The sequence below is a fragment of the Paenibacillus contaminans genome (assembly GCF_003285015.1).
Classification (GTDB): domain Bacteria; phylum Bacillota; class Bacilli; order Paenibacillales; family NBRC-103111; genus Paenibacillus_V; species Paenibacillus_V contaminans.
Genome location: NZ_QMFB01000002.1, coordinates 399,321 through 411,587, shown reverse-complemented (window position 1 = coordinate 411,587; position 12,267 = coordinate 399,321). Strand labels below are relative to the sequence as shown.

Annotated in this window: 8 protein-coding genes; 5 read left to right on the top strand and 3 right to left on the bottom strand. The window is 54.5% G+C overall.

The genetic code is table 11. From position 1 onward, the window contains the following. Positions 1-265 precede the first annotated feature (265 nt). Positions 266-1,273: a Gfo/Idh/MocA family protein gene (locus DQG23_RS05940; RefSeq protein WP_113029885.1), complete on the top strand. Its 1,008-nt coding sequence runs from the start codon at positions 266-268 to the stop codon at positions 1,271-1,273. Next, positions 1,270-2,256: a Gfo/Idh/MocA family protein gene (locus DQG23_RS05935; protein WP_113029884.1), complete on the top strand. Its 987-nt coding sequence runs from the start codon at positions 1,270-1,272 to the stop codon at positions 2,254-2,256. The genes DQG23_RS05940 and DQG23_RS05935 overlap by 4 nt, the downstream gene beginning before the upstream one ends. Positions 2,257-2,297: 41 nt before the next feature. On the opposite strand, the gene DQG23_RS42865 is transcribed toward DQG23_RS05935, so the two are convergent. Next, complete coding sequence (locus tag DQG23_RS42865; RefSeq protein WP_238177767.1) at positions 2,298-3,446, bottom strand: polysaccharide deacetylase family protein; 1,149 nt, start codon at positions 3,444-3,446, stop codon at positions 2,298-2,300. Between the two features lie 127 nt (positions 3,447-3,573). Then, positions 3,574-4,287 carry a DUF2161 domain-containing phosphodiesterase gene (locus tag DQG23_RS05925; RefSeq protein ID WP_113029883.1) on the bottom strand — a complete coding sequence of 238 codons (714 nt, stop codon included), beginning with the start codon at positions 4,285-4,287 and terminating at the stop codon, positions 3,574-3,576. 431 nt (positions 4,288-4,718) lie between these two features. Between DQG23_RS05925 and DQG23_RS05920 the strand changes: the two genes are divergently transcribed. Continuing rightward, positions 4,719-6,614 carry a PrkA family serine protein kinase gene (locus DQG23_RS05920; RefSeq protein ID WP_113029882.1) on the top strand — a complete coding sequence of 632 codons (1,896 nt, stop codon included), beginning with the start codon at positions 4,719-4,721 and terminating at the stop codon, positions 6,612-6,614. A gap of 563 nt (positions 6,615-7,177) precedes the next feature. Here DQG23_RS05920 and DQG23_RS05915 read toward each other — a convergent pair. After that, a complete protein-coding gene (locus DQG23_RS05915) occupies positions 7,178-8,089 on the bottom strand; it encodes a helix-turn-helix domain-containing protein (protein ID WP_113029881.1) in 912 nt (303 codons plus the stop codon). A 144-nt stretch (positions 8,090-8,233) separates the two neighbouring features. Between DQG23_RS05915 and DQG23_RS05910 the strand changes: the two genes are divergently transcribed. Both DQG23_RS05910 and DQG23_RS05905 read left to right on the top strand, forming a co-directional pair. Further along, positions 8,234-10,516, top strand: a complete 2,283-nt coding sequence (locus tag DQG23_RS05910; RefSeq protein ID WP_113029880.1) for a glycosyl hydrolase family 28-related protein — start codon at positions 8,234-8,236, stop codon at positions 10,514-10,516. 15 nt (positions 10,517-10,531) lie between these two features. Further along, positions 10,532-12,214 carry an extracellular solute-binding protein gene (locus DQG23_RS05905; protein ID WP_113029879.1) on the top strand — a complete coding sequence of 561 codons (1,683 nt, stop codon included), beginning with the start codon at positions 10,532-10,534 and terminating at the stop codon, positions 12,212-12,214. The last annotated feature ends 53 nt before the right edge of the window (positions 12,215-12,267 follow it).

Genomic DNA, 12,267 nt, shown 5'->3' with positions numbered 1-12,267 from the left:
GAACAGAATACGTTTACGCACGGGGAAGCGGAAAAATAATAGTATGGCGGACCGTCGAAAATATCCCGCAAAACGCGCCGGAGCCGCGCTTCCGTGCGATAAGTCGCATACCCGACAGGCAGCCGTTGGGTGCTGAGGGATGAACGAATCGGACCTGCGGGCAAATTTGGATAGTAATACAACAAAACGCGTCATACAAGGTTGAACGGCAGCACGGTATCTTTGTTGATAGAACGATTTCACCAATTAGAGATGAGGGATAGAGATGAAAGTAGCCATTGTCGGCTGCGGAGGACTTGGGAACGTCCATGCGGATAGCTATGCGAACATTCCCGGCGTTACGGTAGTCGGAGTATGCGACATCGTGGAGGAAATGGCACAGCGGACGGCCGATCGAGTCGGCGCCAAAGCATATGTGTCGTTCAGCGACATGCTGGAGCAGTCCGGCTGCGATATCGTTAGCATCACGCTCCCGAGCTATATGCATAAAGAGTTCGCGGTTCAAGCGGCGGAAGCCGGAAAGCATGTCATTAGCGAAAAGCCGATCGCGCTTAATCTGGAAGATGCGAGAGCGATGATCGATGCTTGCAAAAATAACGGCGTACGGTTGTTTGTCGGACATGTCGTTCGTTTCTTTCCCGAATATGTGCAAATCAAGCAGCAGATCGACGGAGGCTCGATCGGAAAGCTCGGCGTTTCGCATGCGAAACGGGTGGGCGGACATCCGGGCGAAGTCCGGAACTGGTATTTTGACGAGAGCAAAAGCGGCGGCGTTGTGCTGGACCTCATGATCCATGACATCGATTTTATGCGTTGGGCGGGCGGCGAGGTTCGTTCGGTATTCGGGCTGCATAAAAATAACGGGCTGCTGGAATACGCTACGGCGACGCTCGTGTTCGAAAGCGGTGCGGTTGCGAACCTGGAGGCGCAGTGGGGGTATCCGGGACCGTTCGTGACGGCGGCCGAGTTCGCGGGAACGGGCGGAGTCGTCCGCTGCGACAGCTCGCGCTCGAAATCGCTGCAAGTACGCAAGTCGGCGGCTGCCACAGGCGGCGGACAATTCGTCGAGGTGCCGCAAAGCCCGGGCTACGAGAGCCCATACGAGCTGGAGCTTCGTCACTTCATCCAGTGCATTCGCGATAACAGCGAGCCGGTCGTAACGGCCGAGGACGCGTATAAAGCGCTGGAAATCGCTTTGGCCGCAGTAGAATCCGCCCGTACAGGGAAGGCAATTTTGATCGGGCAAGACACGCGGGAGGTATCGCCGAGATGAGAAAATTAAAAGTAGGCATGATCAGCTTCGCACACGGGCACGCCCATTCTTATTTGAGCAGCCTCTTGGCGCTGCCGAACGTGGAAATCGTAGGTATTGCCGACGAAGAGAGCGGCAGAGTCGAAGCGGTTGTGAGCAAGCACGGGATTCCTTATTTTGCGGATTATCGCGAATTGCTGAAAACGGATGCCGAAGCGGTCGTTATTTGTTCGGAGAACGTCAATCATGCGCAGCACGTAATCGATTCGGCTCAAGCCGGCAAGCATGTGATGTGCGAAAAGCCGCTCGGCATTTCGGTTGCCGAGATGGAGCGAATGATCGCCGTCTGCGAAACGAACGGCGTTCAGCTGATGACGGCGTTCCCATGCCGTTACCTCGCATCGGTGGCGAATGCTAAGAAGGCCGTCGAAAAAGGGGAGATCGGCGAAATCGTCGCGATTAAGGGGACGAACCGCGGCTCGATGCCGGGCGGCTGGTTTACCGAGCCTAGTCTATCGGGCGGCGGCGCGCTGCTTGATCATACCGTTCACGTCATGGATTTGATGAACTGGTTCATCGGTTCGAAGGTGACGGACGTTTACGCCTACTCCGCGACGCTGTTCCACGAAGGGCTGAAGGTTGACGACGCCGGGATGATTCATGTCAAATTCGCCAATGGTTCGTTCGGCGTATTGGATACAAGCTGGTCGAGACCGAAGTCGTTCCCGACATGGGGCGACGTGACGATGGAAATTATCGGAACGAAGGGCCAACTGTCGGTGGACGGCTTCGCTCAAAGCAATGAGCTATACAGCGACGCGACGGGCAAAGGCGTTTTGAGCTTCTGGGGCGATTCGATGGACCACTATATGGTCGTAGCGTTCGTAGAAGCGATTCTCGAAGGCAAAGCCGTGCCGATTTCGGGAACCGACGGCTTGCGTTCGGCGGAAGTCGCGCTTGCCGGCTATGAGTCCGTGAAGCTGGGACAACCGGTGAGCATATAGGTTATTCATATACGCAGTGAAAAAGCAGAGATCGACAGGCATTATTTGCCCGTCAATCTCTGCTTCCATGTTTTAAACGATTCTTCCCCGTTGACGTATATTCGTTTCAACTGAAATTTATGCTGCGATGAATCGGTGCGCCCTTGCTGGATCGTGAAGGCGAAACGAAAATCGTTCTCCTCCAAGATACGTAATGTATCACCATTATACTCGCCGTAAGGGTAGCAGAAAACGTCCGCCGTTCCTCCCAAATGCTCTTCGATTTGCTTGCGCGCCTCGATTATTTCATTTGCCTGCTCCTCGGCCGACAGTTTCGGCAAATGCGGATGGGTCATGCCGTGCGGCTGTATGTCCCAGCCCGCCTCCTTCATCTCCTTCGCTTGCTCCCAATTGACATACCAGTCTTGCCCGATCGTTCCCGGTGACATGAACATGGTGGCGTGGAAGCCGTATTTCGTCATTATCGGCATCGCGTACTTATAATTATCCGCGTACCCGTCGTCAAACGTCAGAAGAACCGGCTTCTCTGGCGGTTCAAGTCCTCCCTCGAGTATGAGGAAGAAGTCGTCCAGCGTCAGCGGATTGTAACCGTTTTCCGAAAGGAAGGCCATCTGCTCATCGAGCTTCTCCGGGGTAATGACGACGATGTTGCCGGGATCGTAGTCTACGCTGTGATAGTTGAGCACGGGGATGGAAATCTTGCGCCCTTTGTATGTGGCGGCGGTTACGGTGGATGGCTTCTTGACGGCTGCGGCGAGCGCGGCGGAAGAAGCTTTGGCTTCAGCGTCCTGCTCGGAAGCGCCTGTCTGAGACTGCGGCTGTTCCAGCGGAGGAGCTTCTTGCTCCTGAACGGCCGCTGCTTCATCCGAAGGCATTTCGCCGGATGCCGCTGTTCCCTCGCCAGGCGTGCTTGCGCCTTCGCTGTAGCCGGGAGCGGCTGCGGCGTCTACAGCGGAAGCCGCAGCCGAAGCCGCTTCGTCGGGCTCCTCCCGGTAGCTTGCCTCGGGAACGGCTGCATTGGCGCTCTGCTGCGCCGTAAAGTAGACGCCCGTCCCGAATTCGACGGCGATCGGGCTGAGGGCGATTTCGGCTCCTGCGGAGGGAGCTTTGTCGAACGCCGCATGCGAAACGGCAATCATGCCAAGCAGAACAACTGCCAGCACGGAGCCGGCTACGAACTTATCTTTCATCGTCGTCACCCTTATCGTCAGCTTATGCTTACAATTAGCTTGCCCTTGGGAAGCATTCGGGATGTGCAAGTTCGATGATGTTCATGTATTGCCGTTCCGTTCGATAGAATAGACTGACTGAGAATGGTTATCCTTGCGTGGCCGGAGGCGTATCGCCGATGACGTGCGCGAAATCGCCAAGCTCGGCGGCGCCGCGCGCGCTCAGCTTGTACGTTCCGCGTTCGACGCGCTCGAACCAGCCGTAATAATTGTCCTGCAGCATCGTTGTCACCTTCGGGTTGGCGGTATGCTCGCGCAGCCGTTTGGTGCTGAGCGGACCATGCGTATGCAGTAGAGATGCAATTTGCAGCGATTTTTCCCGGTAAGCGGTTACGAGCTTGCGCCTTGTGCTGCCCCCGACGTTATAGTCGCCGCTCCGTTCCTTGAACTCGCGCAGCAGCCTGGCGGTTTTGACCGCGCTTTTGCGCGGAGTATAGGGAGTCGGCTCGCACATCAAGTCGACACGAGGCTTCCGTGATTTGTAGAACCTGACGGTCAGCAAGCCAAGCCCAAGCATGCGGCTAAGCCGGACCAAATCGTTCCAGGCCAGACCGTGAGACGCGCGGCCATGCTCTGGCATTTCCACCGCCATATAAACGTTCGGCGTATGGGCCAGCCTGTCGATCGCTTGAATGAGCAGCGGCAGGTTGAAGGTCTTCTTCAGCTCGACAATAACGGGCTCCTCTTCATCGCGAACGGCTACGAGATCGCAGCTTCTGACCTCGCCCCGCACCGTAAAACCCTGCTGCTCGAAAAATGATTTGACCGGCATATAAAGTTCGGTTTCATGTTGAATCGGCACGGTCGCCGCTCCTTTGTCGTCTACTGTTATAAGCTACCGTTTGAATGACTTCATTATAGCATAACGCGCAGAAAATGAAACATTTTGTATCGAAAAAATCCGACAAGCCTTTGATGAATATTAGTAGTGCGTGTATATTAATGACTGCTTTTCAGAACCGGGAGAGACGACAGAGGGTAACAGTGTAAGCTTTATGCAAAACCCGCTGCCTTTATGTCGCATAGCGATTTTTCCGCGGCATAAAACAATTTTGCGAGCATATAGGCGCGGCTTGCGGCGATTTTGATCCGCCTCCGCTAAAAATTCGTAAACTTATCCTCCGAGCCTGCATAGGTATTTAATACGCTTCTTATTTCGTTCACCTTGGAAGATCATCCAGAGGATGCTTCATGACGCGTAAAGGGGACACGAGCAGATGGGAGGAGGCAACCATGGACATATTCAAACGCATTTCCGAGCATAGGGCGGAAAACGAACGGTTGGCGTGGAGCGGAACGTTCAAGCAGTATATCGAAAAGGTTCGACAGCAGCCGGAGCTCGCGATGACCGCGCATGCACGTGTCTACCGGATGATCGCGTCGAACGGTGTCACGGAGGATAACGGACATGTCACGTATTCGTTTTTCGAGAACGATATATTCGGGCTCGATCGTACGCTGGAGAAGCTGGTAGAGGAATATTTCCATTCCGCCGCGCGCAGACTGGATGTCCGAAAACGCATTTTATTATTGATGGGGCCGGTCAGCGGCGGGAAATCGACGATCGTTACGCTGCTCAAACGGGGCTTGGAGCGGTTTTCGCGGACGGAGGAAGGCGCGGTGTACGCGATCAAAGGCTGCCCGATGCACGAGGAGCCGCTGCATCTTATTCCGCAGGAGCTTCGTGCCGACGTGGAGCGGGACCTAGGCGTCAAGATCGAGGGTTCTCTATGTCCGTCCTGCCAAATGCGGCTGAAAACCGAGTATGGCGGTCAGATCGAGGAGGTAATGGTGGAGCGCGTGATGCTATCGGAGGAAACTCGCACCGGCATCGGGACGTTCAGTCCCTCCGATCCGAAATCGCAGGATATCGCCGATCTGACGGGCAGCATCGACTTTTCGACCATTACGGAATTCGGTTCCGAGTCCGATCCTAGAGCTTACCGCTTTGACGGCGAGCTGAACAAGGCGAACCGGGGCATTATGGAGTTCCAGGAGATGCTCAAGTGCGACGAGAAATTTTTGTGGAATCTGCTCTCGCTTACCCAGGAAGGCAATTTTAAAGCGGGCCGCTTTGCGCTCATTTCAGCCGACGAGCTGATCGTGGCGCATACGAACGAATCCGAGTACAAATCGTTTATCGCCAACAAGAAGAACGAGGCGCTGCAGTCGCGGATGATCGTCATGCCGGTTCCTTACAATCTGAAGGTGTCGCGGGAGGAAAAAATTTACCACAAGCTTATCGGCCAGAGCGACATGAGCCATATCCATATCGCCCCGCATAGCTTGCGTGCGGCGGCCATTTTTTCGGTACTTACGCGGCTGAAGGAAACGAAAAAGCAAGGCATGGACCTTGTCAAGAAAATGCGCATGTACGACGGCGAAGCGATCGAGGGATATAAGGAAGCCGATCTGAAGGAAATGCAGAACGAATTTTTGGAGGAAGGAATGACGGGCATCGACCCGCGCTACGTCATCAACCGGATTTCGAGCGCGCTCATTCGCCATGACGTCAGCTGCATTAATGCGCTGGATGTGCTGCGGGCAATCAAGGACGGCCTCGATCAGCATCCTTCGATTACGAAGGAGGAGCGGGAGCGCTACTTGAACTTCATCTCGACGGCGCGTAAGGAGTACGACGAGCTGGCGAAGAAGGAAATTCAGAAAGCTTTCGTTTACTCGTTCGAGGAGTCGGCCAAAACGCTGTTCGAAAATTATCTCGATAATATCGAGGCGTATTGCAACTGGGGCAAGCTGAAGGACCCGCTGACCGGCGAGACGATGGATCCGGACGAAAGGCTGATGCGTTCGATTGAGGAGCAGATCGGCATTTCCGAAAATGCGAAGAAGGCGTTCCGAGAAGAAATTCTTATCCGGATGTCGACGTATTCGCGCAAGGGCAGAAAATTCGATTATCATACCCATGAACGGCTGCGCGAAGCGATCGAGAAGAAGCTGTTTACGGATTTGAAGGATATCGTCAAAATTACGACCTCGACCAAAACGCCGGACGAAACGCAGCTGAAGCGGATCAATGAGGTAACCGCCAGGCTGATCGATCATAACGGCTACTGTCCGGTATGCGCCAATGAGCTGCTCAAGTATGTCGGAAGCCTGTTGAACCGGTAAACCGGAGGCCGGCCTAAAAAAAGCGGTTAAGCAGGGAAGTCTGCTTAACCGCTTCGTTGCGTTTGATTCCGGCGTCCGCTTGGGCTGACGCAAGGGACGATTCAGCACGAGGTAAACTACCGCTGCGTGCTCTAACGATAACGAAGGACTAGGAGAGCTTTCAGAAGCAACGGAAATTGCTGAAGTATTCATTGACAAGGGTGTACGGAAGAACGGTTGACGGTTATATCCCATCGCCTCTCACGCGTACCGAACGAAATGCTAGGCACGCGAATGAACCGTCCGGTGTCCCGGACGGTTTTTCTAGTAGAATTTATATGTTGTTGGGATATGTTTTTGGTTGAGTGTTCAAATATGCCGGTAAACACGCCAGTTCTTTAAGGATGGAAAAGTCGTTCATCCCTACGCTGCCTATAAGGCTCCTCGGTATGCTGTAGTCCGAAAACGCCCGCTTGGAGCAAGGAATTGAGGTTCGCCTAACGCTGGAGTCCGATTTTGCAGGCTTGGAAAACGGATTCACCGGTGTGTCGAGCAAAATACCCGCTGCATGCAGGCGTTTTCGTTCAGTTCGATTTGCGGCTAGACGTCAGACGGGCCTGTACCGTACGGGCGTAATCGGTCGGCGTCATGTCCGTAGCTTTTTTGAAATCGGTGGAGAAATAATGCACGGTGCTGTAGCCGAGCCGTTCGGCGATTTCCGTTATGTTGTGCGACTCCTCGCGGATGAGCGTTTTCGCCCGTTCGATTTTGAGATGTTTCCAAAAATCGAGACAGCTGCGGCCGGTTTTCTTTTTGAAAAGCGTCTTTAGCTGCGTTTTGCCGATCGAGAACATTTTGCACAGCTCGTCCAGCGTAAGGTTAGCCGCTATATTCTCCTCCATGAAGCGGATGATGCTTTGCGAAAGGTCGGCTTCGGTATTTTCGCGTATGGCGGAGGATGGCTTATGCTCCTCTTGATTATCGCCGCTTTCGTTCCCCCTGCGGATCAAGCGGATCAGGAAGATTTCGAGATAGTTTTTAATCAACTGCTCACAGCCGAACGGGCTGTCCTCGCTTCCGGTTAAATACGGAATGAACCATTTGATGGACGGATCGAACGCCTCCATTCCCTCTTTCACCATCTCCGCGAGAATGAGCCTGTCGCTTTCATCGAGCCGAAACCGCTTGTTTTCGAAAAACGTCATGCACGGCGAGCGGCTATCGAAGGACAAGATGATTAAATTCGTGGCTTCCCGCGAGTTCGCTCCACCCCTGTGGAACAAATTCGGCTTATAGAAAAATACCTCGCCTTGCGTCAGCCGATACTCCCCGAAATCCGTATAAATATGCATTTCGCCTTTATCCACATAGATGAATTCCCAGAAATCGTGTTTCTCGCCCGTCGAGTAAAAGTTGCGGGACAGCTCGAAATAGTGAAACGTATACAGGTTGTCGATTGTGAGGTCGCTGCGAAGCACGTACTTTTTTCTTGCCAACGGATTCAGCTCCTCTCCCGAAATGTGCGTTCAGGAAGTCAAATAATAAAAAACAACCGCCTTTTTCTGTAAAGATTTCTCATTTGAATTGCTTTTATTATATAGAAGAGCCAAACAATAATAAACCGATTGGGGGAATGAGGAATGTCGGATCAGTCATCCAGCGAAAGAGAACACGAGGAGCCGAAAGAAAATGCAGCCCGCGAACAGCCGATCAGCAGAAGGAAACTGCTTGCTTCGTTCGGCGCGGCGGGGGCGGCTTTGGCGGCGGAAGGTTTGTTTCCGGGGACGCTGCTGGGCAAGGGCGCGGGGCCGGGAGGTTCGGTAACGGATGCCGTTTATGCCAACTCGGAAAGCCGGCTGCTGCCGCCGGACTTGCCGGATTTGCAGGAGCTGCTGAAGCTGAATATCGTCGTCACGACGACGATGACGGACTTGCGGGCATTGCGCAAAAATCGCCGCAACGCCGTTTATTTCATCACGGATCCGGGACATGAGGGGCATTTTGTGTATGATCCGAGCGATACGGCTGCCGCGGATAACACGGGAACGGTGCTTGTTTCGACTGCGGGCTTTCGCTTTAAGCGGGTGTCTGAAAGCGATTACATCAATGTGAAATGGTTCGGCGCCCGCGGCGACGGGAGCGGAGACGACATTCCGTTCATTCAGAAGGCGATCGATTATGCGGCCGCTTCGTCGATCCGGACGGTTTATTTCCCGGCCGGCACGTATCAGATCGCACCGGCGACGGACAAACGAATCGTGCTGCGCAGCAACCTGCATGTGACCGGCGAACGGGGAGCCGTTCTTAAGGTGAAGCCGGACGCCGGCGATTACGATACGATTTTCGGCGCGGAAACGAATACGGCGTTTATCGAGCATGTCACGATCAGCAGCCTGACGATCGATCAGAACGGCGCCGCCAATACGACCTCCAAGATCAAGGCGGGCGTGTCCGGCATTTCGCAGTATGCGGTTGCGCTCTATTCGTTCCAGGATATCGTCGTCGATAGCGTCAATTTCGATTCGACGAGCGGCATCAACGCGGTCACGCTGAACGGGAAGGACGCCCGCAACGCCGTCGTCCGCAATTGCTATTTCCGCTTCGTACGCACGGCCGGCATCGCGGACGGCAAGACGAACTACGACAACTCGGCCGTCTACTTCAATTGCGAGAACCATGCGGCGTTCGGCAATATGTTTCATTCCGACTTCGCGCAGGGCGGCCGCGGCGCGATGGAATCGCATAACGGACCCGCTGTCATCCACGGCAACGTGTCGGTCGGTTATCAGACCGGCGTCAATATCGTCAGCCGGTCGACGACGTCCGCCGATCGGGGCGTCTCCGATATTACGGTGAGCGGCAATACCTTTTCGAAGGCGTGTCTCGGAATCCGTCTATGGTCGATTACCGGGACGACGGTTCGCAACGTAACGATTTCCGGCAATACGATTTCAATCGCGAACAAGGACCGTCCGGAGGTCGAATGGCAAGGGATCAGCATGGTGTTCGAGAACGGCGCGAATTTGGCGGGCGATTACGATACGATCAACATCGTCGGCAATTCGGTTCTGTTTCAGGTCGATACGGTCGCAAGGACGATCAGCAACTCGACGATATATGCCATCGGTATTTCACCGAAGGGGAATGTGCGCAATGTGACCGTAACGGGCAATGTCGTCACGAATGCGCCTGTCGCCGGCATCAAGATCGGGCTCTTCCAACAGCCGAACAAGTTCGAGAATGTGATCGTAACCGGCAATACGTTCGTCAATCCGGGCATTTATCAGCATGGCGTCCGCGATTATTGCACCGCATTTTTCCTGGTCGGCAATTTGACGAACGTCGTTGTAGAGGATAACACGGTAAGCGATACGTTCGATACGCTGCAGGGCAATCAATCGTATTTTACCGACGGCTCCGGCGAGCTTGTCAACGTTTCCTTGAAAAACAACCGTTTTCTGCCCAAGCAGGGCGGCTACCGCAATTCCAACGCGGCGGCTGCCGTGGATACGGGAACGAAGACGGCGACCCACTACTGCGATACGATGCCTGTTACAGGCAAGCTGTCGGTCAATGTCGGCGACATTATCGTCAATACCGGACCGCTGACGCCGGGAACAAGCTATCACGGGCACCGGGTCGTGAGCGGCGGAACGTTCGGCACGCTTGCCGGTGTTACCGGCACCAGGGAAACGAACGACAAAATCTCGGGCTACAAGCAGATACTCAACCTGAACGACAGTACGGGATTAAAAGTGGGCGACTACATCCGATTGACGGGCATTGCGCGTACGAACCGGATTCTTTACTTGTCGGGCAAAGCCGTTATGGTGGATACGGCGCTTCCGGACGGTTATTCAGGTACGCTGTCGTATGTGGCGCCGGTCGTGCGCCCGTTCGGCAAAATCGAAAACGAATCATAAGGGGAGATCGGGTAGATGAACGCGAGAAGGCATTCCGGAGGGAAATCGAGAAAGGCCGCAGCTTTGCTGCTTTCCGCAGCGATGGTATCGCTGTCCGTACTTTCGGCATGCGGGAAGAGCGAAGAAACGGGCGGGGCGGAAGCCTCCGCGAGTCCGCAGGCCAACTCATCCGCAAGCGCGGAGCCGGCGGCAAACACGATGCCGATCGTCAAAGACGGCTCGGTGACGCTGACGTTCATGGGCAACGAAAATTTTTACGCGGCCAAAAGTTATAAGCAAAACCTGCCGGTATGGCAGGAGATCGAGAAGCGGACGGGCGTTAAAACCATCTGGGACGTCACCCCGTCTTCGCAATATGTGAAGGTTGCGGGCGTACGGGTAGCCGCGGCCAAAGATTTGCCCGACATCATGCTCGTTCCGCAGGATCCCGTCAAAACCGCCGAGGACGGTCTCATCATTCCGCTGGACGGATTGATCGACAAGCATGCGCCGAACATCAAAAAGTTTTTCAAGGAGAATCCGATTCTTCACAACCGGTTGAAGGCGCCGGACGGCAAGCTGTATTTCATTTCTTCGATTACGGACGGGGCCGCGTACACGGATCCGATCGGCCTCTTGCTTCGCAAGGATTGGCTCGAGAAACTTGACCTGCAGGAGCCGCGGACGCTCGACGAATGGTATGCGGTACTCAAAGCGTTCAAAGACCGCGATCCGAACGGAAACGGCAAGCCGGATGAAATTCCGCTTTCCTTCGCCAATCACGGAATGAATGGGCTGACGATGTTCGCCAGCGCGCTGAACCTGCACTTTTTCTACAGCCAAGGCTTCTATCCGGACAAAAACGGCAAAATCCAGTTCGAATGGGCAGACCCGCGCGCCAAAGAGCTGCTTGTATGGCTCAACAAATTGTATTCGGAGGGATTGATCGATCCGGAGTTTTTGACGAAGAAGGATGATGCGCTTGTCGGGAACATCTCGCGCGATATGGTCGGCTCATCGGTCAACTTCCTGAACCAGGCGGATCGTTACAATGCGGCGCAGAAGCAAAGCGGCAGCGATAAAGCGAGCTGGATGCTGGCGCTTCCGCCCACAGGCAAAGATTCTAAGGGCTATTACGAGAAGTACGGTCCGTTCAGCGGCTATTTCGCGATCTCAAGCACGAGCAAGAACCCCGAAGTAGCGATCAAATGGCTCGACTATATCTATGCCAGCGAGGAAGGCAGCCGGCTCGTCCACTTCGGCATTGAGGGCACGAGCTACAACATGGTGAACGGCCAGCCTGAATTTACCGATTTCGTCAAAAAAAATCCGGAAGGCCTCGACGCGGTCAGCGCGCTGCGCTCGATTGGCGCTTATCCGACCGTTCCGTGGATTCGCAGCCAGAAGGGCTTTACGTCGCTGCAGCCGCAGGCGCTGCTTAAGCTGAATCCGGTTTTGGCGGAGCAAGCCAAACGAATCGAGACGTCTTTGGTGGACGCCGTGCCGTTCGGGTTTGCCTCACCCAAGGAAAATGAAGAGGTATCGACGACCGTATCCGCGGACTTCAAAACGTATCTTGACGAAACGCTCGTTAAGTTCGTAACGGGCAAAGAGCCGCTGGACAACTTCGATAAATTTACTGCGAAGCTGCAAAGCATGGGGCTGGCTAAGCTTTTGGAGCTGAAGCAGAAGCAATACGACCGCGCGACGAAAAAATAAACGGAAGACCGCTGAAAGCGGCAAGCGTCATTCCCTCGGATAGGGGATGACGT

Bases quoted from the DNA above. Each gene is read 5' to 3' on its own strand.
- DQG23_RS05940 (WP_113029885.1), top strand. From the start codon at position 266: ATGAAAGTAGCCATTGTCGGCTGCGGAGGACTTGGGAACGTCCATGCG.
- DQG23_RS05920 (WP_113029882.1), top strand. From the start codon at position 4,719: ATGGACATATTCAAACGCATTTCCGAGCATAGGGCGGAAAACGAACGG.
- DQG23_RS05905 (WP_113029879.1), top strand. From the start codon at position 10,532: ATGAACGCGAGAAGGCATTCCGGAGGGAAATCGAGAAAGGCCGCAGCT.
- DQG23_RS05935 (WP_113029884.1), top strand. From the start codon at position 1,270: ATGAGAAAATTAAAAGTAGGCATGATCAGCTTCGCACACGGGCACGCC.
- DQG23_RS05910 (WP_113029880.1), top strand. From the start codon at position 8,234: ATGTCGGATCAGTCATCCAGCGAAAGAGAACACGAGGAGCCGAAAGAA.
- DQG23_RS42865 (WP_238177767.1), bottom strand. From the start codon at position 3,446: ATGAAAGATAAGTTCGTAGCCGGCTCCGTGCTGGCAGTTGTTCTGCTT.